This is a genomic window from Acerihabitans sp., from assembly GCF_036398755.1.
In the GTDB taxonomy this organism is placed as follows: Bacteria; Pseudomonadota; Gammaproteobacteria; order Enterobacterales; family Enterobacteriaceae; genus Acerihabitans.
This window is the reverse complement of the sequence record NZ_DASWOM010000006.1, coordinates 37,628-61,782: the sequence shown is the minus strand read 5'-3', so window position 1 is coordinate 61,782 and position 24,155 is coordinate 37,628. Positions and strand designations below refer to the sequence as shown.

Here is a 24,155-nt window from a genome sequence, read left to right as displayed (position 1 = left end):
TTAATTTTGCGATAATTATTCGGATTCAACCGAATGACCGTTATTGAAACGGAATCGGAATTTTTCCTGCTCGCTCGCCGCGCGCCCGATAATCCATTGTCGAAAGGCGGCTATTTTACCCACTTCCGCCTGGCTGTCATGACAAACCAGATAAAAAGCGTTTTTACTGACCAATACTTCATTAAACGGGCAGGCCAGCCTGCCGGCTTCAATTTCCGTCTGCGCCATTACATTGTTGGCCAACGCCACACCCTGACCATGGATCGCCGCCTGCAGCACCATGGCGCTGTGGCTGAAAATCGGCCCTTGCTGCACGTTGATATGAGTAAGCCCCAACTGGCGGGTATAGGCCTGCCAGTCCCGGCGCGAGGCGTCGTGAAGCAGGGTATGGTGCGCCAGATCCCCGGGGGTTTTCAGCGGGTGCGTCCCGCTTAACAAGCTGGGCGCGCAAACCGGCAGTAAATATTCGGCATACAGCTTTTCCACCCGCAGGCCGGGCCAGACGCCGCGGCCGTAAAAAATGCCGACGTCAACGTCATCGGCCAGCTTATCTTCTTCACGATCCACCGCCTGGATCAGCACGTCAATCCCCGGCCAGGCGGCATTAAAACTGGATAAGCGCGGCACCAGCCACTGAATGGCAAAACTGGGCAACAGGCTGACGGTCAACGCGCCTTTGGCGCTGCGCGATTGCAACCGGCGGGTGGCGTCGATGAGCGCCGAGAAAATTTCCTTGATATCCAGGTAGTAGCTCTGCCCCTCTTCGGTCAGTAACAACGATCGGTTGCGGCGGCGAAACAACTTTAGCCCAAGAAAATCTTCCAGGGATTTAATCTGGTGGCTGACGGCGGCCTGGGTGACGAACAGCTCTTCGGCCGCGCGCGTAAAGCTTAAATGGCGCGCGGCCGCGTCAAAGACCCGCAGGGCGTTAAGCGGCGGTAAGCGTTTAGACATGAGCGCGGCACTTTTCTGCACCGGTGGAAAGGAAGATGGGCACGAAGGCTTGACCTATTAGTTTTTGTTATCCGAGACATTATAATTTGTCCGTTGTGGATGCACCAGCAAATACCTATAGTATTGCTCAACCACGCGGGCCGGAACGAAAGGTAAGTTTGGATATTGCGATTCAGGCGAGCCTTTGGTCCGCGCAGTGATGTTGTGTTTGCCAATTTTTGGTTTGTTTTTCAGGCCGTTAGCTTTTTTTGGCGGCAGGGTGCCGCTTTATCGTACCGCTGCTTAGCATTTTCAGCTTTACTGAACATTTTTCTGTCTGTCCAATACGTGAAATATGTAGCACCGCCCCAGGCGGTGCTTTTTTATGCATTAGTCACGGCTATGGCGCCTTGCCGCCGGCACGATGGCGTTCCGTCCGCAAGGGTTGGACGCTGATTACTGCGCTTTCATCATTTCCTTTACATCGGCACGGTTAATCTGCTGCTCGGTGCCGTTGGCGTCTTGGTAACCGATCATGCCGGTTTCATCATCGACCTTTGGTTTGCCGGACGTGACGATGGTACGCCCGTCGTTGGTGTGCAAGACGTAATTGCTTGAACAGGCGCTTAACGTCATGGCAAACAAAAAGGCGGATATGACTGCAGCTGATTTTTTCATTTTTATCTCCTGGCAATATCGTTTCGTAAATATAATCGACACTTAATTCTGTTTTTCATTTTCCAAACAGTCAGGTATTTTCCTTACCCATTGTTATTCAGCATAACAAGCATTCTTGTTTTTTCCACAAAACGGGATTAAATCCTGTCCATTAACCCCTTCAGGCGGCGATAATAGGAAAAATCTGTAGTTAGATATCGCCGAACAAGGTGTATGAGAGTAACCATGACCGAATTTGATTATGCCGGCTTCCGGCGTCATTTCCCGGCGCTCGACAATGAAGCGGTGTATCTGGACAGCGCCGCCACCGCCCTTAAGCCCAACGCGGTCATTGACGCCACCGACGCGTTTTATCGCCATGGCGCCGGCAATGTCCATCGCAGCCAATACCCCGGCGCGCTTTCGCTAACCGCCCGTTACGAGCAGGCGCGCTATAAGGCCGCCGCCTGGATCGGCGCTTCCGACGCCGCGGGCATAATCTGGACCCGCGGCGCCACCGAGGCGATTAACCTGGTGGCGCAAAGTTATGCCCGGCCACGCCTGCGGGCGGGAGACGAGATCCTGGTCAGCGAGGCCGAGCACCACGCCAACCTTATCCCCTGGCTCATGGTGGCGCAGCAGACCGGCGCGCGCGTGGTCAAATGGCCGCTGGGACATGATCTGCTGCCGGACCCGGGGCGACTCGGCGCGCTGCTGAACGATCGGACGCGTATCGTCGCCGTAACCCAGATGTCGAATGTTACCGGCGGCTGCCCGGATTTGGCGCTGATCACCGCTATGGTCCGTCGCCACCCGCGGGCGGTTATCGTGCTTGACGGCGCGCAGGGCGCGGTGCACCGGCCTGCCGACGTGCTAGGCGCCGATATTGATTTTTACGCTTTTTCCGGCCATAAACTTTATGGACCGACCGGCATCGGGGTTTTGTATGGCAAAACCGCGCTGCTGGAAGATATGCCGCCCTGGCAGGGGGGCGGCAAAATGTTGACCGAAGCGGGCTTCGACGGATTTATTCCCCGGTCGGCGCCGCAGCGTTTTGAAGCCGGCACGCCCAATATTGCCGGCGTGCTGGGGCTTGGCGCCGCCCTTGACTGGCTGGGCACACAGGATCTGGCGGCGGCGGAGGAATACAGCGCCGGGCTGGCCGCCCTCGCCGCGCAACGTTTGTCCGCCCTGCCGGGGTTTCGCGCATTTAGCGCGCCGGGTTCGAGTTTGTTATCTTTTATGTTTACCGGACTGCATCATCAGGATATCGCCGCCATCCTGGCGCAGGACGGCATTTCCCTGCGCGCCGGGCAGCATTGCGCCCAGCCGCTGATGGCGGCGCTGGGCGTATCCGGAACCCTGCGCGCTTCTTTTGCGCCGTATAATACCCGCGGCGATGTCGACCGGCTGGCCGCATCGGTGGAAAAAGCCTTATCCCTGCTGGGGGATTGATTTGAAGGGGATAACGTTATGACAGAACAGCAATCGGGCGGCCATCCTTTCGGCCGCGAAATCGATATGCGGGAGCTCGCGCAACGTTTTGCCGCCTGCAGGTCCTGGGAAGATCGCCTGCGGCAGATTATTCTGCTGGCCAAGGCGCTGCCGCCGCTGCCGGATGCGTTGAAAACGCCGGCGGCATTGTTGACGGGCTGTGAGAACCGGGTCTGGCTCGGCCATCAGCGGCTAACCGACGGCACGCTGCATTTTTACGCCGATAGCGACGGGCGCATCGTCAAAGGCTTGTTGGCCGTGGTGCTGGCCGGCGCCGAGGGCAAAACGCCGGAGCGGCTTTTCCGCCAGGATCCGCTGGCGCCGTTTGACGCGCTGGGGCTGCGCGCCGAACTGAGCGTCAGCCGCGCCGGGGGATTGGCGGCGATTGCCGGGCGGATAAGCGCAATTGCCGAGGGTTATATCAAGCGCTGACGCCGCGGGCCGCCCTGGCCAGCATTTTTTTCAACGCATGGGAAACGGCGATAAACCCGAAACTGGCGGTAACCATGGTCGCCGCGCCAAAACCCGAGGCGCAGTCCATGCGTTTAGGTCCCACTGCCGTGGAAGGCGACGCGCAAACCGAGCCGTCCGGCTGCGGGTACACCAAAGGTTCGGTGGAGTAGACGCAGTCTATGCCCAATTTACCTTTACTGTTTTTGACCACGTTAAAATCATGCCTGAGCCGCTCGCGCAGCTTGGCCGCCAGCGGATCCTGGATAGTTTTGGCCAGATCGGCCACCGCAATGCGGGTGGGATCGATCTGCCCGCCCGCCCCGCCCACGGTGACCACCGGAATTTTATAACGACGGCAATACGACAGCAGCGCCGCTTTCGGCCGCACGCTGTCGATGGCGTCTATAACGTAGTCGAAGCCGCGATCGAGCAAGGCCGCGACGTTATCGGCGGTGATGAAATCATCCACGCAGGTCACCACGCATTCCGGATTGATCGAGGCGATACGCGCGGCCATGACCTCGGTTTTCGGCTGGCCCACCTGCTCACGCAGCGCATGGATCTGGCGATTGGTATTGGTGACGCACACGTCATCCATATCAATGAGCGTAATGGCGCCGACGCCGGTGCGCGCCAACGCTTCCGCCGCCCATGACCCCACCCCGCCGATGCCTATCACGCAGATATGGGCACGGTAAAACACGTCCAGCGCCTGCCCGCCGTATAGCCGGGCGGTGCCGCCGAAACGCTGGAGATACGCGTCTGAATAGCGCCGGTTCATTTTGCTGACCTTATTGATTTGTCCATAGCCTAATTATCGTAGGTAACCTGTACCTGGCCGCTGCTGGCTTGGGTTGTCAGGCCCTGTGACCCGCCGGTGAATATCGGGTTGCCGTCCTGGGCGCCTTTCAAAATCCAGACCCGGCCGTAATGGTTGTAATATCCCGCCGCATGGCCGGCTTCGGCGCCGATGCCCTGATAGATATCGAAGTGCTGTCCTTTAATGGCGCCGCCCACATCCAGGGCCACCATCAGGCGCATCTCATATTTGCCGGTAAACTTGCCGGCGTTGTCCAGCAAGGGCACCTCCGCCAGCAGCGTGGTGCCGGCCGGTATCAGCGAGCGGTCCGACGCCACCGAAGCCTTGGCCACCAGCGGTACGGCGCTGGCGCCTTTTACCGGCGCGAAGGGAACCGGTCTGAAGAACACATAGGACGGGTTCTCCTCCAGCAGTTGGCGCACCTCGGCCTCGCTGTGGCGCGAAGCCCACTGGCGGATCGCCTGCATCGACATATCCTCGCGCGCGACTTCGCCGCGATCGATCAATATCTTGCCGATGCTGCGATAGGGGTGGCCGTTTTTACCGCCGTAACCAAAGAAGGTGAGCGGCCGGCCGTCGCCATAATCCACATAACCGCTGCCCTGCACTTCCATCATAAAATTATCCATCAGCGAATTACTGTAGGCAATCGCCAGGTTACGGCCGTCGAGGGCGCCCGCGTTAATGGCGGCCCGGTCGGGCAGACGGTTGCGGCCCTTGGGCGGCATGCGGTACAGCGGGTAGCGGAACTCGCCCTGCGGAGTATAGCGGGCCTGAATAACCGGGGTGTAATAGCCGGTAAACTGCACGTTGCCGTAATTGTCCACCCCTTCCATCTGGTAGGCCTTGACGCCGAACCGGCTGAGCTGGCGGGTATCGGCCCCCGCCATGGCCCAGCGTTTAACGGCGTCGAAATTGCCGCTGTTGCGGCTATAAAGACCCGCGGCCGCATATTGCGTTTCAATCACCTGATCGGCGTAATCCTTGGCATTAACCGGTCGCCCCTTGGCATTGGGTTCATTGACCAGCCCAAACGGCTGGGTAAGGAGACCATCTTTATACTGTTGTCCACGATCGGTGGGGCGCGACGAACAGCCGGCCAAAATGGCTAAAATCAGGCCGATGAAAAGATAGTGTGCCCATTGTTTTTTCATAACGTTCTCATGCCGGTTCCGTTTGCCCTGGTATCAACGGCGAACGATAGCAAAGGCGGTTCAATAGATAAATGCATTATTGCAAAAACAAGCGTATGTTTTGTATATAAATTAGGCGAAAAAACCCTTCTTTAAACAAAAATCATGCAAGCAGAGGATTAATCGCAAAAAGGGGTTGCATCAAATGCAGTCCAGAGTATAGTGCGCTTCCACGGACGCGGGGTGGAGCAGCCTGGTAGCTCGTCGGGCTCATAACCCGAAGGTCGTCGGTTCAAATCCGGCCCCCGCAACCAATTAAGCAGTAAAAGTAATGTGTTAAGACAAAAAGCAAAAAAAAATGTAAAGAAGCAAGCATCTGATTGCTCACAGATGTAGTATATCGGACGCGGGGTGGAGCAGCCTGGTAGCTCGTCGGGCTCATAACCCGAAGGTCGTCGGTTCAAATCCGGCCCCCGCAACCATTTTTAGCAAGTATGAATTCCTCTCTTCGCCGCATTTAATCCTGTTTTTCCGTTCGCCTCATTCTTGGCATTTTTCTGCCGACAGCCGCAACCCTTATAGAATCACCGATATAATCTTTTATCCCCTGGGTAACACCTTTCATTTAACGGCGTGACGACGGTCGCCGCGATTATTACCCCATATGGTGGCGGCCAATCGACTCCCTGGACCGACGGGCAGATTTTATAGGGGTTTCAGCCTGGGCGAAACGGCGGGGATACCCGGCGCCGCAAAACCCCGGCAGCGCTTGTGCCAATGACCAAGGCGGCCTGCGTAGAGCCGGCGTTAGGCCGGCCGCGGGGATTTTAACGATATCGGGCAATACGCCATGTTTTACCGGCCCGAGATTACGCCGCCCGAGGCGAAATAGGACTTGATGCCCGCCAGGATGGACTGCGCCACCTGCTGTTGGTAACGCGTGGTGCGCAGGCGCCGCTCTTCTTCCACATTGCTGATAAACGCGGTCTCCACCAGGATGGAGGGGATGTCGGGCGCCTTGAGCACCGCAAAACCGGCCTGATCGACGCTGCGTTTGTGCAGGTGCGCAATTTTTCCCAAATGATGCAATACCGCTCCGCCGAACTTAAGGCTATCCTTGACGGTGGCGGTTTGCACCAAATCAAACAGGGCATGATCCAGGTAGCGGTCGCCGCTTCTGCTCACTCCGCCCACCTCATCCGCGGCGTTCTGGGTTTGCGCCAGAAAGCGCGCGGCCGCGCTGGTGGCCCCTTTGGTGGACAGCGCGAACACCGACGCGCCGCGCGCCGCGCGGTTGGTAAACGCGTCGGCATGGATGGAGACGAACAAATCCGCCCGCTGCCGCCGCGCTTTCGCCACCCGCACCTTCAGCGGGATAAAGACATCCTCATTGCGCGTCATATAGACTTTCATATTCGGTTCACGTTCGATCAATGCGCGCAGATGACGGGCAATTTTCAGCACCACATCCTTTTCGCGGGTGCGGAATTTGCCGATAGCGCCGGAGTCCTCACCGCCATGGCCGGGGTCGAGCATGATGATTATCGGCCGGTCGCGCCCGGCTTTACCGGCCCGCGGAGCCTGCGATTCCGGCGGCAGGCTGCGCGCCAGATCCCCCTTATTGTAGTCTTCCAGCAGCGCCAGCAGCGGGTCGTCCTGCAAGGCGGAGCGGCTGCCGGCCAGGGGATAGAGGTCCATGATGAGACGGTTTTTGAACCCCGCCACCGGCGGTAAGGCCAGAAAGCGCGCCTGGACCGGCTGTTTCAGTTCTATCACCACCCGGGCGGTGCGTTGATCAAACTGACCGGCCCGCATCCGTCGGATGTAGGGATCCGCCTCGCTGACCAATTGACCGGCGCCCGCAAGCACCGAATTGAGCCGCGCGTCCTGGATATCCACCACCAGCCGGTCGGGGTTGGCGAGAATAAACTGGCGGTACTGCAGCGGCGCCCGGGATTCGAGCGTAATGCGGGTGTAGCTGGCCGCGGGCCAGATGCGCACGGCCACCACCAGCGGCGGCGCCGCCATGCCGGTGCGGCTGAGGCTCAGCAGCCAGGCGGCCGCGGCGCCACGCAGCAACCGCCTGCGCCCCGAATTATGATGTGAATCGGTCATGTCCCCCCGGGGGAAAAGCTATTATAATGAAAAAACAGTCATTTTTTTAATGGCAAAAACTTTAACCAATCCGCCGGTATCTGTCATCCTTAAAAGCCTCTATGCTTAGTGCTTCGGGGTTTATTTTCGATTCTTTACAATTAATGATGGGGATAAATGCTGCTTGCCATAACCTCATTTATAGAATAAAAATACACAAAATCAGAATAATCATTCACAGAGGATTTGCCGTGAAGGAACGTAGTACTGAACTGGTCCAAGGCTTTCGTCACTCAGTTCCCTATATCAATGCCCATCGCGGCAAGACGTTTGTCGTCATGTTGGGCGGCGAAGCCATCGAACATGAAAACTTCGCCAACATTGTCAATGATATCGGCCTCCTTCACAGCCTGGGCATCCGCCTGGTGCTGGTATACGGCGCACGGCCGCAAATCGACGCCAATCTGTCGGTGCACCATCTGGAACCTATTTATCACAAGCATACCCGCGTCACCGACGCGCCGACGCTGGAGCTGGTCAAGCAGGCCGCCGGCCTGCTGCAGCTGGACATTACCGCGCGGCTGTCCATGAGCCTGAATAATACGCCGCTGCAGGGCGCGCATATTAATGTGGTTAGCGGCAATTTTATCATTGCCCAGCCGCTCGGGGTGGACGACGGGGTGGACTACTGCCACAGCGGGCGCATTCGCCGTATCGACGACGAGGCAATCCATCGCCAGCTGGACAGCGGCGCTATCGTCCTGCTCGGTCCGGTGGCGGTGTCGGTGACCGGTGAGAGTTTTAACCTGACCTCGGAAGAGGTGGCCACGCAGATGGCTATCAAGCTCAAAGCGGAAAAGATTATTGGTTTTTGCTCTTCCCAAGGGGTGTTTGACGATAAGGGCGAGATCATCTCCGAACTGTTTCCCAACGATGCCCAGTTGCGTATCGACGCGTTGGAAAACAAAGGCGACTACCAGTCCGGCACGGTGCGTTTTTTACGCGGCGCGGTGAAAGCCTGCCGCAGCGGCGTGCGCCGTTGTCACCTGATAAGCTATCAAGATGACGGCGCGCTGGTGCAGGAACTGTTCTCCCGTGAAGGCATCGGCACGCAGATTGTCATGGAAAGCGCGGAACAGGTACGCCGCGCGACCATTAATGATATCGGCGGCATCCTGGAGCTGATACGGCCGCTGGAGCAGCAGGGTATTCTGGTGCGCCGCTCCCGCGAACAGCTGGAGATGGAAATCGATAAATTCACCATTATCGAACGGGACAACCTGACCATTGCCTGCGCCGCGCTTTACCCTTTCCCCGAGGAAGGGCTGGGTGAAATGGCCTGCGTGGCGGTACACCCCGATTATCGCAGCTCCTCGCGCGGGGAAATGCTGTTGCAGCGCATAACGCAGCAGGCGCGGCAAATGGGGTTGAAAAAACTGTTTGTACTGACCACGCGCAGCATTCACTGGTTCCAGGAGCGCGGTTTTACCCCGGCGGAAGTGGAAGTGCTGCCACAGCAGAAGCAGGCGCTGTATAACTACCACCGCCGCTCCAAAATCCTGGTGGCGGACCTGACGGGCCAGTGACCGTCCGCCATTTATCCCTTGAGCAGCAGTTCGCGCAGGCCGCTGCGCCGCTCGGTCGGCGTGTCGATGGCCTGGCTGAGCACCGCGTCGTTGGCATATACCGACAGCCGTTCGCGGGCGCGGGTAATCGCCGTATAAACCAGTTCGCGGGTCAACACCGGCAGGAACTGGTTGGGCAGCACCAGCGCCGTATGGATAAATTCCGAACCCTGGGATTTATGCACCGTCATGGCGAACGCCGTTTCATGATCGGGCAGGCGGCTTAAAGGGACGGCTTTCATCGCGCCGCCAGGCAGCGGGAAGCAGGCTCTCAGTTCCAACCGCGCATCCGGCAGCATAATGCCGATATCGCCGTTATACAGCCCAAGCGCCGGCGCATTGCGGGTGATCATCAGCGGTCGTCCCGCATAGCCCCGCGCGGCGGCATCCGCCTGGCGCGTAATCAGCCCAGCCTGCGCCAACGCCTGTTCGATACGCGCGTTCAGGCCGGCGACGCCAAAAGGCCCTTCGCGCAGCGCGCACAGCAGGCGATACTGGTTAAAAGCCGATAACACCGCGTCCGGCCCGGCGCCGTCGCCTATCAGCCGCAGGTAATCGCTGTAACCCTTAACGCACCCTTCCAGCAGCCGTAGATAGTCCGCGCCGTCCCGCACCGGCGCGTAGGTCACATCCCGATCGCGCCCGCCCTTAAGCAAAGCCAGCGCCCCCCGGCTATCGCCGCTGTTAACCGTATTGGCCAGCCGGCCGATGCCGGACTGCGCGTCAAAGCGGTAGCTTTTACGCAGCAGGCACAGGCTGTCCCCGGTCGTATGTCCCGGCACCGGCGTGCCCGGCGGCACATCGCAGCCGGTAAGCCGCCGCAGCTGGGCATTGCGCGCGGGGCTGTAGCCGTTTTCCGCCAAGAAGCAGATATCGCCCAGCACCGCCCCCGCCTCCACCGACGCCAGTTGGCAGCGATCGCCTAAAAACACCACCCGCGCCCGCGGCGGCAGCGCCGCGATCAGGCTGGCCATCATCGGTAAATCGACCATAGAGGCTTCGTCGACAATCAAGATATCCACGTGCAGCGGATTATCCCGATGGTAACGCATGCGCTGGCTGTTGGGCTGCGCGCCCAGCAGCCGGTGCAGCGTCACGGCTTCCGCGGGAAACAGCCGCCGCTGCCGTTCGTCAAGGCCCAGCGCCGCCAGCGCGGCGCCCAGGGATTCGCCCAGCCGCGCCGCCGCTTTACCGGTTGGCGCCGCCAACTGGATGCGCAGGCGGGCATCGCCGCCCAGCACCACCATGGCGGCCAGCAGTTTTGCCACCGTCGAGGTTTTGCCGGTGCCTGGACCGCCGGAAATCAGCGCCACCGGATGGGTGATGGCCACCGCCGCCGCCACTTTCTGCCAGTCAACCTCATCACCGCCACCGGCCGGGAAAAAGCGATCAAGCACCCGGCCTATCAGTAATTCATCCCCAGCCGGCAGAGGGCGGACGGCGTTGAAGAAATCCGCTACCCGCCGCTCGTTTTGCCACATGCGCTGCAAATATAGCCGGCCGTGATCCAAAACCAGGGGCGTGGGCGTGGAACCGTCGCTGACCGCCGGCGACGCGCTCAGCAAACGCGGCCAATCGCCCGGCGCGGGTTCGCCGGCCAGCCGCCAGGCAAGCCCTGCCAGTTGCGGATACCGGCCGTTGAACAGCCCGCCGGGATGCAACAGGGTCAACGGCAGGCAGACGTGCCCGGCGCCGGCATCGGCGCTCAGGCAGGCGCAGGCCAGCATCAGGGCCGGCTCCCGCGCGCTCGCCAGCATGCGGGCAAACTGGATATCCAGCGTACGCCACAGCCCGAGTTGTCGAGCCTGTTCGATAACCTCATCCATTAAACCGCCTTATCCTCGATGTTGACCGGCGCGCCCTGGCTGAATAATGTATCCAGCCCGTCAATCAGGGCCGGCTCGGGGCGGCAGTAAAATATGCCGTTGCCCGGATTATCGGCCGCGACACCGCGCAGGAACAGATAGAATACCCCGCCGAAATGGCGGCGGTAGTCATACTCCGCCAGGCGATGGCGCAGATAACGGTGCAACGCCAGGGTATAAAGCTGGTATTGCAAATCGTAGCGATGCTCCATCATGGCATGCGCCATCGCCTCGGGGGTATAGGCGGCATTGTCCTCGCCCAGCCAGTTGGATTTATAATCCAGCAGGTAGTATCGGTCCCGCCAGCGGAAAACCAGGTCGATAAACCCCTTGAGCATTCCCCGCACCTGGGGGAAATCCAGCGGCGGGCAGCGCGCCGACAGCGGATCGTAGCGTTTGCACAGCGTATCCAGCGCCCCGGCGGTCAACGTGGCGTCGATCGGCAGGTAGAACTGCAGCTCAGCCTGTTTACCGCCCGCATCCAGGCGGGAAAGCATGATGCCCGAAGCGTCGAGCCGCGTGTTCAATACCCGTTCCATCCATTGCCCGATAACCGGCTGCCATATATCGCTGATGCCATTTTGCGCCAGTTGCCCGCCCAGCCAGGCCATATCCAGCGGCTGGGTAAAATCGAGCGATTCAAACAGGGCGTGCAGGAAGGTGCCGGGCGAAGCCCCGCGCGCAAAGGTATGGGGCGACAGCTCGGGTTCAGCGTCCTGACGGCGTTCGCCCACCGCGTCGACATCCAGCCGTGGCAGCAGCTCCATCAGCCCCGGCCCGCCGCCGTGCTGTTGCAGGCCGGAATAGCTGGTAACGCGCCAATTATCCAGGGCGCGCGGCCGGAAACGCCGGGCGGCGAGGATATGCCGCGCCGTCGCGGCCGGTTGCCAGGGCCGGCCCTGCGGCTGGGTAATCACGTCCAGGACAATATCCGCGTCGGACAGCCGTTCAAGCCGCGCCCGCAGGCCGGCGCCGTCGGCGGGCTGGCCCTGCTGCACCAGGTAGCCCAGCGCGCTTTGGTGCGCATCGGTATCGCCGCTTTTGGCGCGGGTGCCGCGATAGAGCGGCGCAATACCAATGCAGCATTGATAAATGGAACGGGTCAACGCCACGTAGAGCAGGCGCAGATCCTCCGCCAGCCGCTCCTCCTCGGCAAGCGCAAGGCTCTCATCGGCGGCCGCCAGATCCAGCCAGGCCTGGAAATCATCACGGTCGTGGAACAAAGGACGCTTTTGCAGACGGAAATCAGCGACGAACGGCAGGAACACCACGGGAAATTCCAATCCCTTAGACTTATGCACCGTGGTAATACGCACCAGATGGCGGTCGCTCTCAAGCCTGAGCTGCTGGTTATCAGCCTGGGTATTGGGTTGTTCTATCTGTAAAGCCAGCCAGCGCACCAGCGCGTGTTCATTATCCAGCTGCGCCGAGGCTTCCTGCAGCAGTTCGGCCAGATGCAGCAGATCGGTCAGCCGGCGCTCACCGCTGACGCTGGCCAGCAGGTTCTCCGCCATCTGGTGGGCGATCATCACCTGACGCAGCATCGGCAGCACGCCGCGTTGCCGCCACAGTTGGCGATAACCGGCGAATTTATCCACCAGGGCATCCCAGGCCTGACCGTCATTATTTATGGCGTCGATATCCTGTGCGTCAAGCCCCATCAGGCTGGTGGCCAGGGCGCAGCGCAGGGCGTTATCCTGCCCCGGTATCAGGACAGCCTGCAACAACCACAGCAGCTCGCGCGCCTCCGGGGTTTCAAACACGCTGTCGCGATTGGAGAGGTACACCGCCGGGATCGACAGCGCGCTTAGCGCATCGCGCACCAGAGACGCCTCATTACGGTTACGCACCAGCACCGTCATATCCGAGGCCTGCAGCGCCTCGCGCCCTTTGCGGCCGTGGAGCCAGGCGCGGCCATCCCGGCCGGCGGCCAGCAGGTCGCTGATGGCCGCGGCGCACTGGCGCGCCATTATATGTTGGTACTCACTTACCCCTGCTCCGTCTCCGTCCAGCAGCCACACCCGCAGCGCCGGCTGCGGTTTCTCGTCAACCATCAGCGACAGCCCGCCGCTGTCCGGGGCGGCGGCCACCGGCAAAAAGGGGATTTGCTGAAAAATAAACGGATTGGGAAGCGATTGGAACAGACGATTTACCGCGCCGATCATGGCTGGCGATGAGCGCCAGTTGGTACCGAGAGTATAGTGGGCGCTAACTTCACTTCTGGCGCGCATATAGGTGAAAATATCCGCGCCGCGAAAAGCGTAAATCGCCTGTTTTGGGTCGCCTATCAGCACCAGGCCGCAGTCAGGCTGGCCGCCATAGATACGGCGGAAAATGCGATATTGCTGGGGATCGGTATCCTGAAATTCATCAATCATCGCCACCGGATAACGCTTGCGCACCGATTGCGCCAGATCGCCGCCGTGCTCTCCCCGCAGGGCTTCGTCAAAACGGCTAAGCAGATCGTCAAAACCCATTTCGCCGCGCCGGCGTTTTTCCTGGCGCAGCGCGAGGCGGATTTCATCCAGCGCCAGCACAAAAATCAGCTCGCGCAGGGTCAGCGCCTCCTGGAAAAACCGGTCGATATCGTCGAACAGGCCATGTTCGGGCGGCGAGCCCTGGGTGGTTTTGGCGCGCAGAACCGATTGGCGGAAGCGTTCTAGCTCTTTTGGCACCGCGTAATCCTCGGTTGGCGCGGCGGCCCAGGCCGACAGTTTATCCAGCCATAAGGGCAGGTTTTTACTGCTGTATGAGCGCTTGTCGACGCCGGAACCCCCCACCAGAGCCGGCAACAGCCCCGCCGCCTGCCGCCACTGCCGTTTCAGGGCGTCGATCTGCGCGATAATGCGCTCGTGACGCGCCATGATGGACTCGGTTTTATCCGGCGGATTGCGCACCACCGGCGCCTCGCCCTGCAGATAGGGCAACAGTTCCGCCAACAGCTTTTCCGGACCGTCCCACTCCCGGTTGATGGCCCGGGCAATGGCATAAGGCAGTGGATAACAGTGGCGTCGCCAAAAGTCGGCGCATACCTGGCGCCGCAGGGCCGATTCGTCTTCCACCAGGGTCTGCTGGAACAGCATGCCCGACTCGACGGTGTTCTGGCCGAGCATGCGCTGGCAAAAGCCATGAATGGTATAAATCGCCGCTTCATCCATCTGGCGTTCTGCCGCCAGCAGCAAACGAGCGGCATGTTCCGTATCGGCCACCTGGGCCAGCAGGCCCTGAAACACGTCATCCGTGCCGGTGGCGCGCCGCGAGGGATCGCGCACGCAGGCCAGCCGCAGGCGGTGGATATTCTCCCGGATGCGCCCCCGCAGTTCCTCGGTGGCCGCCTCGGTAAAAGTCACCACCAGGATCTCTTCCACGCTGAGCGGGCGCTGATAAGCCGCCTGCTGGCCCAGCCCCAGCAACAGCCGGAGATACAGCGCCGCCAGGGTGTAGGTTTTGCCGGTACCCGCCGACGCCTCGATAAGGCTTGCGCCCCAAAGCGGCAACGTCAGCGGATTAAGAATCTGCGCGGTCACGTATGCTGTTTTCCTTTACTGATGAGCAAGCACGGGTAACATCTTTTGCAGCGCCGAGGCGTTGGGGTATAGCTGCCAGCCCGCCGGCGCGGCATATTCCGCCGGGTCGTGGCCATCCGCGCCGCCAATCTGCGACAATAGCGCCAGGCCCGTCGGCTCAATCACCGCCTGATGGAAAAAATCGGCCAATTGAGCGAGCGTCAGCTGCCGCAGCGCCGCCACCACTTTAGCACGGGTATCGAAAGACGGGTTATCGCGCTCGATATCATCGGTATATTGTCCCACTTCTTCTGCCAGCGTCTGCGGCTGCTGTAGCAATTGGCTGATGATGCCTTGCTTATACTGCTCGAAATCCTCGGGCGCCATGGCGCGCAGCCGCTGCTCCGCCTCTGGGAAGAAGGCCTGGTAGCGTTGGAAAAGATAAGCGGGCTGATGGGTGCCGCTTTGCAGCACAAAACCGATGCCGCCCTGATCGCCGACAAACACGGGCACCATAAAAATCGCATATCCCAGCTGTTCCTGGGTTCGCAGCCGCTGATAGAACCAGGATTCCACAATCTGCGCGATCATATAGCTGTTGGCCATGCCCTGGACCCGATCATAACCCGCCGGGACATACACCGCGGACAACGCCGCATCCGAACTACCGCCCCGCTTTTGAATCACCGCCAGCTGCGGCCGGACGATGCTCACTTTATCGGCGCGTCGCCATTGCGTACCCGTCCAACCTATCTGCTTTTTCAACTGCGCCGACAGGTCGGTGGCCTGTTGCGGCGTCATATTTCCCACCACCAGCATATCCAGCGCGGTGGGTTTGAACAGGGTTTCGCGGTAATCTTCCAGATCCCGCACCGTCATGCCGTCTATCAGGGCGCGCCGCTCGTCCCGTTCCACATACGGCAGGGCCGACAGGACCTTGGCCGGGATCATCGCCTGGGCGTAAGGTTTTTCTTTTTCGGTACCGTCAAGCTGCTCGCGGTACCAGCTTTTGGCCTGCAACAGCTGATCCACCGTCGGGGTATAGGTGGCGTAACGCTCAACCAGGCTGAGTACCAGCTGCGACAGGCGCTGGGTATAACCCGAGGCCTTGATGGTCAGCCCGTCGTTTTCATAAGTGGAAAAGCTGATGCCCCCCACATAGGCCTGGTTGCTCAATTCGGCCAGATCCTGGCTGGCGATATAATCGTTAAGGGAATACAGCACCTGGTTGCGGGCGGTGGCCATGATGGCGGGATTACGGAAATTGAGGGTGATATCCGCCCGCGGCTCGTCGGCAAAATAACGGCTGGGCATATAACGCAGCCTCAGCCCCGGTTCGTCTATCAGCAACTGCGGATAGACCGGCGCCGCGGTGGTTTTAATCAATGAAAAATCGCTGGCGATATAGGGATTGAGCGTCGGCAGCGACAGCCGGATATGCGGCTGGGTTTGACGCCACAGACTCAGCCGTTCCGCCGGGATTTTATTCACCTGGTAAGGCGCGTTGACAAAATAGGCGCTTTTGTTATGCGGTTCGTCCGGACTGATAAACCAGATGCGGGCATTATCCGGCGTCATGCTGTCCAGGCGCGCGGCGATGGCCTTGGGATCGTAACGATCCGCCACGTAGGAGGCGTCGAGCACGTGGCGCACCGGTACCCGCAGCATGGAGTCCACCAGCCATTCGATATAATCCATATTTCGGGTAATCACCGGATAGCGAAAATCCTGATCCAGCACATGGGCGATTTCATCGAAATATTGCCGCTGTATTCCCCGTTCGCGCAGGGTTTTCAGGTAACTGAAAATAGCCGCCACCACTTCATCCCGTTGCCTGAGTCCCTTATCGCTCAGGGAGGTGGCAATGGCGAATACGCCGCCGTTGCGATCGACCATGGGGTCGGCGCCGGCGTCTATCGCATCCGCCAGCCCCTGTTTCTGCAACCAGTCCGCCAGGGTATTGGGGCTGCGATTGCCAATCAGGTAGCTGATATACGTATCGCTTTTGCTGCGAAACGCCAGGCTGTTATTGGCTATGGGGAACTCGATGCGCAGCATTTTCTGCGGCTGCACCGGCTGGTAATGAATCAGGACGCCGGTCTGTTTTTTAGTAACCGCCGGTACGGTAATCCTGGGCACGGTGGCATGGCGGTCGGCCACGCGTCCATAGGTGGCGGCGGCGATCCTCGCCAGTTCAGGCAACGGCTGGTTGCCGTAGATCACCGCCACCATCAGGTTGGCGGAATAGTAACGATGATAAAACGCCTTCAGCGCCTGATGCAGGTTGCTGCCCGGCTTATCACGCAGGGTGTCGAGGTTGCCGCCGGAAAAACGCGAGCCGGGGTGGGCGGGGTTCATGGTTTCGGCGCGGATTTGCGCCATGCGTAAGCCGTCATTGGCGCGGGCCATGGTGAGTTCGGCATTGACGGCATGACGCTCCTTATCGGCGTTGCCGGGGTCGAGCAAAGGTTCGGCGATGGCGTCCGCCAGGCGATCGATGGCCGGCTCCAGGGCGTTGTTTTCCACCTCGAGATAAAAGGCGGTGCGATAGGAGGCGGTGCTGGCATTATGATCGCCGCCGTGCTTTTTCAGGAATTCCGACAGGTTTTCCGGCTGTGGGTATTTCTTCGACCCCATCAGGATCATATGTTCGAGATAGTGGGCCAGGCCCAGCTGGTTATCGGGGTTTTCCAGCGAGCCCACCGGCACCGCGATGGCCGACAGCGATTTTACCGCCTGCTTATCGCTGACCAGCAGTACCGTCATGCCGTTGGCCAGCCGGACGGCCTGGTACTCACGCACGTCCTTGCTGCTTTTGCGGATAGTCTCCTTTATCGGCTGCCAGCCGGCGGTATCGGCTCCGGCGGGCGTAATGCCAAAAAAAACCAACACCATACAACTAAGCAGTCCCACAACCAATCTACGCATTCCACTCTCCAACAACCCTGAAGGGCCGGCCATGGCCTCTTCGCTTTAATCCGCAATAGGTATACCGCTTTGAATTTGATGACAGATCGGTGCCTGCGGGAATGACGAGCAGCTTTGTCAGCAGTCTGTAGCCGGTCTCGTTAGCTTAACGTGCTTTTTTTCCCCCGTCGTGCCTTTTCGGATTCCGCCAGGTTATGACTGAAAGGAGGCAGCAGGTAAAGCTGCGCCGCCTGGATAATCGCCTCAATGTGCTGCGCGTCCGGTTGCCGCATCAGCCGCTGCAGGTAAGGATCTTGTCCCTCGCCGGGCGTGTAGCCGTCCCCTTGCCAGGCTTGCATCAGCTTATCGCGCGCCTGGCGCTGGCAGGATTCGCCCCAGTCGAGGGCGCCGGTGTCGTGATCATAACTTTGCGCCAGCCACGCGCCCCCGGCGCGGTGCAATAATAACAGCGGCGCGCTCATGCCCTGGACATAGCCCGCCACCAACGCCTGCAAACACGCGCTGGCCTGCTCCCGCGCCATCGCGGCGAAACGCCACTGGCCCTTGGTGCCGTACATACGGCTTTCACCGCCGCCGCCCATGGCGCACCAAGCCAGATGCTCAAGCCAGAGCGCCATGCCGTCCTTCATTGATAAAATACCCGGACGCCAGCGCAACAGGCCGTCGTTTTGCACCTGGGGCAACCAGCCGCTCAGTTCGATGTCGCCCAGCAGCAGGCTTATCTCGGTGCTTTGCGTTCCTTCCCGGCGCTGTTCACGCACCGTGGCGGCCAGCAGGGCCATCTCATCCCGCTGTTTGGCCCAATAGAGCTCGCCGAAGGCGCCGTACGGCAGGTAGCCGGCCGCCCTGAAGGTGCGGTATAGCCGGTCCGGATCTTCACCGGCGATAAGCGTATTAAGCAGTTGGTCGTTGAGTTGATAGCGGTCCAGTCCTTCGACGACGAACGGCTCGTCGGCGGACAGCTCGGTTTCCTCCAGCCGGAACCAGACGCCCAGGCGCTGCTGGAAATAGGCGCGCGCCGGGTGGCCGTAAAATCGTTTTAATACCTCAAACGCCAACTGGGTAACCGGCTGCGTAGCCAGCGGACGGGCGAATGGCGGATGGGGCTTGCCGCCCGCGCTGGCGGCGGGTAGCCACTCCGCGGCAAAACTTTGCTGTTCGGTGTCATCGATAAAATTTTCCGCCGCGAACGGCATGCGGCTGTGCCACTGGCACAGGTGCGCGCCGACGCGCGCGGCGCTGGTATCCACATCCGCGTCTTCATCGCCCGGCAGGTAAAAACTCTGCGCGACATATTCGATTAATTCGCTGACCAGGACCGACGGATAGCGCTTGCCGTTATCCTGGATCGACTTGCCGATAAAACTGATATAAAAACGCTGCTGGGCCGATAGCAACGCTTCCAAGAACAAATAGCGATCATCGTCGCGCCGGCTGCGGTCGCCCCGCCTCGCCTGGCCGGCCATCAAATCGAACCCCTGCGGCGGCAGCGAACGCGGGTAGACGCCGTCGTTCATGCCCAGCAGGCACACCACCTTGAAGGGTATCGATCGCATGGGCATCAGCGTACAGAAATTGATGGTGCCGGCCAGGAAACGCTGGCTGACACGCTGCTGATCCAGCCGGGCGGAAAGTTCGTCGCGCAGCAGCGCGACGGGCAACGGTTCGTCATAGGATGCCTGCAGGCCGAAGCGCAGGATCTCCTGCCATTGCGTTTCCAGCACCGCCAGCGCGGCTTCGGTCTCGCTGTCCGGCAGGAAAAAGTCCGCCGCCAGCTCCCGGCAGCAGGGCAGCCATCCCGCCAGAACGCGCGGTTCCCGCAGGATGTCGCGCCAGCGCCCGAGCTGCGCCAGCAGTTCCGCCAGGTTGCCCACCAGTTCCGCAATCAGCCCGCTTGATTCGTCGTAAGGCAGGATGCCGCGCCAATCCCCGCCATGGCTATCCATGGCATATCCAAGCAACATGCGCGTCAGTCCGAACTGCCAGGTATGCTGGCCGGTGGCGGGGAGCATCAGCTCGCGGATATTATCGTCGTCCAGCCCCCAGCGGATGCCCGACTCGGCAACCCATTGCCGCAGCAGTTTCTGTCCGTCTTCGTTAATCGAAAAACGCGCCGCCACCGCCGGCACCTCGAGCAGCGCCAGCACCTGCTCGGCGGCGAAGCGGCTTTGCGGCAGCTCCAGCAGCGACAGAAACGCCGGCAGCGCTGGATGGATATGGCGCGCTCGCCGGTCGGAAATGGCGAAAGGCAGATAGCGTCCGGTGCCGGCATAACCGAATACCGCCTGGATCGCCGGGGTGTAACGATCGATATCCGCCACCATGACGATGATATCGCGGGGCGATAGCGCCGGATCGTCGCCAATCATCGCCAGCAGCCGATCGTGCAGCACTTCCACCTCGCGCTGCGGACTGTGGCAGACATGCAGGCTCAGGGACCGATCGGCCGGTTGCAACAGCCGTTTGGCCCGGCTGTTCTCCAGAGTCTCGCGGGTCATGCCGACCACGGCGTGATCTTCCAGTTCCAGGATATCGCGCTGCAGGGTGGATAGCAGGCCGTCGCCGGGCGGATCGACAAAGGCGTCCACCTCCTGAACGCCATCCAGCTGGGCCAGCAGAAACAGGTTATCGCGGCCCAGTTTGCCCCAGGAGGCCAGCAGCGGATTGCCGACCTGCTGTTCTCCCGCGTCGTTGAACAACGACCCGGCCTGCGCCGGCTGGCGGAAAAGCGCTTGTTGGCGCGGCTCCTGGTAATGGGTGCGCGCACGGCTCTGCAGCCTGGCCAGAAAGGCGTAATCGCGGATGTCACCCCAATAGTAGCGGCAAGGATTGGTGAACAGCAGGTGGATATCGATATGTCGCCCCAGCGCCTGCAAGGCTTGGATATAAGTAGGCGGCAAGGCCGAGATCCCGCAGATAAATACGCGCTCGGGCAGGTCCGGCGGACATTCGGTCGCCTCTTCCAGCGTGTTGATAAACCGTGCATAGAGATTGGCGCGATGCCAGGGCGATTGCCCGGCCCGGTCGGTAAACGCCACCAGTTCCCGCCACAAAGGGGCCTGCCAGGATTGGGCATCGCCCAGATCCGGCACCTGTTCCCCCCGCTGCCAGCGTTCCAGCCAGTCCGGCCGGAATACCAGGTATTGATCGAACAGATCCGCGATGCGCGCGGCAAACTGAAAACATTTGCGCCGGTCGGCGTCGTCCTTCAGGTACTGGCAAATCACCTCGAACCCCTGCTGCTCGCATATCCTTGGCAGCAGAGCCATCAGCTTCCAGGTCATGGCGTCTTTGGAGAACGCGCTCTCCTGCGGGATATCCGGCAGGACGCGGGTGAACATTTGCCAGATAAAGCTGGCGGGCAAGGGAAACTCGATATTGGCGGCAATGCCGAACCGCGACGCCAGCTCCATCTGCATCCATTGGGCCATGCCGGAGCTCTGGACCAGCACCACTTCTGGCTGGAACGGATCGCGCAGCGGGCGCCCCTCGATAAGCGAAGCGGCCAGCGTTTTAAGCAAATCCAGCTGGTTTGAATGGTACACCGTAAACATGCCGCCCCCTTTGCCCGACCCAATGGGTGTTGTTCATGCCGACACTCTAGCGGGATTTGCGCTGAAAACAAGCGTTGATCATCCGTCATCGACGGAGTCACCGCCGCCTTGCTGCGCGTCATAGGCTAAACAAAACCATTCGCATAGCGTCGCCCGCTGTCCGCGCGCGGTATCAACCCCTGCGCTGACCCGCGCGCAGCCGCCTCCCTGCGGATGCGCCGCTATCTCAAGCCGCCAGCCGGCCGGCAGGTCCAGGCTGTTGACCAGCCGATCCCGCAGGTGCGGCAGACGATACCCTTCCAGCGCCTGATGGCTGAACGTCAACGCCTGCCGGTACTGACGCAAATCTTCCTGCCGGTCTGCCAGCCGTTGCAGGTAGTGCAGCATAAACAGCGCCGCCAGCGAAAACAGCAGCACCGCAATCAGTGCTTCCGTCATGCCGTGCCCGCGCTGACAACATCTCTTCATAATCCCTCTTCATGGATCCGCTGAGCTCAGCCAGGATGATAGTCGAGCCAGCCCCCGGGCAACGGAGCCAGACGCCAGGATGCTCCGTCGCCCCCCCGAGGTCCGACCCCGCGCATGGCCATCACATGATACAGGTACAAGGGTTCATCCAAACCTTCGCCATGGCCGCGCAGAATCCACCTTCCGCCCGCGCCCGCCAGCAGGCAGGCCTGGAAGTCCCCGGCCGGCGGCCGCAGACATTGCCCTTCCGTCCCCCGCCAATGCTGGCGCGCGCCCCATGACAACGCGGATTCGGCCTGATGAAAAGCGCTCAGGTAACGCTGTTCATCCTCGATTAATGACAGGGAGGCATCCATAAACCGCTGCCAACCCGATAAGGCCAACATGCCGGTAAACAATACGGCCAGCAGCGCCGCCAGGGAACCGCCGCCGCGTTGCGATTGATTATTCATCCATTGCGCCCGATAACGATACGGCTGGTCCGACATCCGCTGCCCGGACGATCGACGGGAACGCCGTACAGGCTAATCCGCCACGCATTTACCGCCACCGGTTCGAACCGGACCTGTTTTATCCGCAACTGCCGTGGGTCATGCATATTGGCCCAGCCAGACTCGTCACAATGCCTGACGCCGCGCTGGGTTTCCAACGCGCCCCGATGCAAACGGTATCCGAAGGTGTCGTTGGCCAAGCGGCCGCCCGGCTTCCTGGCGTCGGTCGGATAAAAGGCATAGCTGACAATCAGGCAGGAGTTTTCACGCTCGCCGCGCCGCTGGCCGATGACGACGGCCGGCCGCGCGCAGGGGGGCCGGCAATGACCGGCGCGGCGGAGATCCTTTTCCATGGACAGCAGGCTATGATCAAGCTGCCTTGCCAGCCTGGCCTGTTGCATGCCGCTTTGGCTGAGACGGTGCGACAGCGGTAACAGCCGCAGGCCGGCCAGCAGCAGCAGGGACATCACCGCCATGGCGCATAAGGTTTCCACCAGGCTCGCTCCCCGCTGCGTCCGGCCTAGCATGGCCCGATACCCGCCCAATGGCCGCGTTCGCTGCATAACCTTATCCGCCCTTTGCCCGAGAGGATAATCTTGACCCTGCCCGCCGGGTTGCTGAGGGTCAGATGGGCCGCGGTGGTGGTATTGCGCCATCCCGCAAGCGTAAGGTAGCCGGGGGCGGAAATGTCCAGCCGGACCCCGCCGGAGGACGCCTGCGGTCGCAAGGCCATTGCCGGGGGCGGCGGATGGCGTGATGGCGCGTCGGTAGCCACGGCCAGCGACCAGTCGCAGCCGGTTTGTACCGTGACGCGATAGTGATGATTGCCCCAGCTGGCCCGGCATTGGATACGCTGCAGGAAATCCGCTATCTGGCGGGCCGCCTGATCAAGCTGGGATTGATGCTGGTAATGGCGCCAGACGAAACCACCCGAAAGCGTCAGTATCGCCGACAGGGTAAGCACCAGCATCATTTCTACCAGGGTGTAACCCTGCTGTGACACGTTTGAGATTTTCATGGACCGCAGGATAACGGCTATCCGCCCCGCCCGGCTACCGGGTCGGGCGCAACATGCGGCGGGCTGCGAAATGAATTTGGGGGAAGGGTGAAAAAAGACAAAAAAGTGCGGTAAACATTACAAAAATAGAGCGCTCACCGCACATCCAGGCTCGCTAGGCCCGCTAACACTAATGTTAAAAACAGACGTGTTCAAGGGAGAGCGTGCCGATGGGGTCGAATCGGGCGTGGGTTTCCCGCCCGACCGAGCGCCCCACGGCTCGCTAGGCCCGCTAACACTAATGTTAAAAACAGACGTGTCAAAGAGCGCCGGCTATCAGATGGCCACCGGCGCCTTGATCGGCGGATACGGATCATAACCCTGGATATCGAAATCCTCGAACCGATAGTCAAACAGCGATGCGGGCTTACGCTTGATAACCAGGCGCGGCAGTTCACGCGGCGCGCGGGTCAGCTGCAGATCGGCCTGTTCCAGATGATTACTGTACAGATGGGTATCGCCGCCGGTCCAGACAAAATCCCCTACCTCCAGGTCGCACTGCTGCGCCACCATATGCACCAATAACGCATAGCTGGCGATATTAAACGGCAGGCCGAGAAAAATATCGCATGAACGCTGGTAAAGCTGGCAGGACAAGGTGCCGTCGGCCACATAAAACTGGAACAGGGCATGGCATGGCGCCAACGCCATCTGATCCAGCTCGCCCACGTTCCAGGCGGAGACGATAATGCGCCGCGAGTCCGGATCCTGGCGCAACTGCCCGATCACCCGGCTTAACTGGTCAATCCGCCGGCCATCCGCCGCGCCCCAGGCGCGCCATTGCTTACCGTACACCGGGCCGAGGTTGCCGTCCTTATCCGCCCACTCATCCCAAATGGACACATTATGCTCATGCAGATAGTCCACCTGGGTATCGCCGTTGAGAAACCACAGCAGCTCATAAATGATCGAGCGCAGGTGGCAACGCTTGGTGGTGACCAACGGAAAGCCCTGACGCAGGTTGAAGCGCATCTGATGGCCGAAAATCGATAACGTGCCGGTGCCGGTGCGATCGGCTTTCGGCGTGCCTTGAGTACGTACCAGGCGCATCAATTCCAAATACTGTTTCATGTAACC

Annotated in this window: 17 protein-coding genes and 2 tRNA genes; 5 read left to right on the top strand and 14 right to left on the bottom strand. The window is 60.5% G+C overall.

All coding sequences use genetic code 11. The annotated features are described in order from the left end of the window. Positions 1–15: 15 nt before the first annotated feature. Both gcvA and VGC33_RS01165 read right to left on the bottom strand, forming a co-directional pair. Positions 16–954 (bottom strand): transcriptional regulator GcvA, encoded by a 939-nt coding sequence (gene gcvA / locus VGC33_RS01170; protein WP_331118165.1) that lies wholly within the window; start codon positions 952–954, stop codon positions 16–18. Positions 955–1,389: 435 nt separating this feature from the next. Next, complete coding sequence (locus tag VGC33_RS01165) at positions 1,390–1,611, bottom strand: YgdI/YgdR family lipoprotein (protein ID WP_331118163.1); 222 nt, start codon at positions 1,609–1,611, stop codon at positions 1,390–1,392. Between the two features lie 225 nt (positions 1,612–1,836). Between VGC33_RS01165 and csdA the strand changes: the two genes are divergently transcribed. Then, positions 1,837–3,045 carry a cysteine desulfurase CsdA gene (csdA, locus tag VGC33_RS01160; protein ID WP_331118161.1) on the top strand — a complete coding sequence of 403 codons (1,209 nt, stop codon included), beginning with the start codon at positions 1,837–1,839 and terminating at the stop codon, positions 3,043–3,045. A gap of 18 nt (positions 3,046–3,063) precedes the next feature. Further along, positions 3,064–3,516: a cysteine desulfurase sulfur acceptor subunit CsdE gene (gene csdE / locus VGC33_RS01155; protein WP_331118159.1), complete on the top strand. Its 453-nt coding sequence runs from the start codon at positions 3,064–3,066 to the stop codon at positions 3,514–3,516. On the opposite strand, the gene tcdA is transcribed toward csdE, so the two are convergent. Together tcdA and mltA are read right to left on the bottom strand one after the other, a co-directional pair. Further along, positions 3,506–4,318 (bottom strand): tRNA cyclic N6-threonylcarbamoyladenosine(37) synthase TcdA, encoded by an 813-nt coding sequence (gene tcdA, locus VGC33_RS01150; RefSeq protein WP_331118157.1) that lies wholly within the window; start codon positions 4,316–4,318, stop codon positions 3,506–3,508. The two genes, csdE and tcdA, sit on opposite strands and share 11 nt — an antisense overlap. A 29-nt stretch (positions 4,319–4,347) precedes the next feature. Then, positions 4,348–5,511 carry a murein transglycosylase A gene (mltA, locus tag VGC33_RS01145; protein ID WP_331118155.1) on the bottom strand — a complete coding sequence of 388 codons (1,164 nt, stop codon included), beginning with the start codon at positions 5,509–5,511 and terminating at the stop codon, positions 4,348–4,350. Between the two features lie 216 nt (positions 5,512–5,727). On the opposite strand from mltA, the gene VGC33_RS01140 reads away from it, so the two are divergent. Then, a tRNA-Met gene (locus VGC33_RS01140) sits at positions 5,728–5,804 on the top strand. A 91-nt stretch (positions 5,805–5,895) separates the two neighbouring features. After that, positions 5,896–5,972 (top strand) — tRNA-Met (locus VGC33_RS01135). Positions 5,973–6,345: 373 nt separating this feature from the next. On the opposite strand, the gene amiC is transcribed toward VGC33_RS01135, so the two are convergent. Next, on the bottom strand, positions 6,346–7,605 hold the full coding sequence (gene amiC, locus VGC33_RS01130) for an N-acetylmuramoyl-L-alanine amidase AmiC (protein WP_331118153.1): 1,260 nt from the start codon (positions 7,603–7,605) through the stop codon (positions 6,346–6,348). 230 nt (positions 7,606–7,835) lie between these two features. Here amiC and argA point away from each other — a divergent pair, with 230 nt between their 5' ends. Continuing rightward, positions 7,836–9,170 (top strand): amino-acid N-acetyltransferase, encoded by a 1,335-nt coding sequence (gene argA / locus VGC33_RS01125; protein WP_331118151.1) that lies wholly within the window; start codon positions 7,836–7,838, stop codon positions 9,168–9,170. Positions 9,171–9,181: 11 nt separating this feature from the next. Here argA and recD read toward each other — a convergent pair whose 3' ends face one another. The 9 genes from recD to thyA all read right to left on the bottom strand — a co-directional run bounded on the left by recD (position 9,182) and on the right by thyA (position 24,149). Next, positions 9,182–11,035, bottom strand: coding sequence for an exodeoxyribonuclease V subunit alpha (gene recD, locus VGC33_RS01120; protein WP_331118149.1), 1,854 nt, complete (start codon positions 11,033–11,035; stop codon positions 9,182–9,184). Next, positions 11,035–14,601 (bottom strand): exodeoxyribonuclease V subunit beta, encoded by a 3,567-nt coding sequence (gene recB / locus VGC33_RS01115; RefSeq protein WP_331118147.1) that lies wholly within the window; start codon positions 14,599–14,601, stop codon positions 11,035–11,037. Before recB ends, recD begins: the two co-directional genes overlap by 1 nt. A gap of 15 nt (positions 14,602–14,616) precedes the next feature. Next, positions 14,617–17,508 (bottom strand): pitrilysin, encoded by a 2,892-nt coding sequence (ptrA, locus tag VGC33_RS01110; RefSeq protein ID WP_414636867.1) that lies wholly within the window; start codon positions 17,506–17,508, stop codon positions 14,617–14,619. 140 nt (positions 17,509–17,648) lie between these two features. Further along, positions 17,649–21,062, bottom strand: a complete 3,414-nt coding sequence (gene recC, locus VGC33_RS01105) for an exodeoxyribonuclease V subunit gamma (protein WP_331118144.1) — start codon at positions 21,060–21,062, stop codon at positions 17,649–17,651. Positions 21,063–21,140: 78 nt separating this feature from the next. Continuing rightward, a complete protein-coding gene (locus VGC33_RS01100; RefSeq protein ID WP_331118142.1) occupies positions 21,141–21,530 on the bottom strand; it encodes a prepilin-type N-terminal cleavage/methylation domain-containing protein in 390 nt (129 codons plus the stop codon). A 26-nt stretch (positions 21,531–21,556) separates the two neighbouring features. After that, entirely contained in the window at positions 21,557–21,982 is a 426-nt protein-coding gene (locus VGC33_RS01095; RefSeq protein WP_331118140.1) for a DUF2509 family protein, read from the bottom strand. Continuing rightward, the gene (locus VGC33_RS01090; RefSeq protein ID WP_331118139.1) at positions 21,979–22,548 is read right to left on the bottom strand and encodes a prepilin-type N-terminal cleavage/methylation domain-containing protein; all 570 of its coding nucleotides are present in this window, start codon (positions 22,546–22,548) and stop codon (positions 21,979–21,981) included. Before VGC33_RS01090 ends, VGC33_RS01095 begins: the two co-directional genes overlap by 4 nt. After that, positions 22,542–23,039 carry a prepilin-type N-terminal cleavage/methylation domain-containing protein gene (locus VGC33_RS01085; RefSeq protein WP_331118137.1) on the bottom strand — a complete coding sequence of 166 codons (498 nt, stop codon included), beginning with the start codon at positions 23,037–23,039 and terminating at the stop codon, positions 22,542–22,544. Before VGC33_RS01085 ends, VGC33_RS01090 begins: the two co-directional genes overlap by 7 nt. A 315-nt stretch (positions 23,040–23,354) precedes the next feature. Then, a complete protein-coding gene (gene thyA, locus VGC33_RS01080; RefSeq protein ID WP_331118135.1) occupies positions 23,355–24,149 on the bottom strand; it encodes a thymidylate synthase in 795 nt (264 codons plus the stop codon). Between the last annotated feature and the right edge of the window lie 6 nt (positions 24,150–24,155).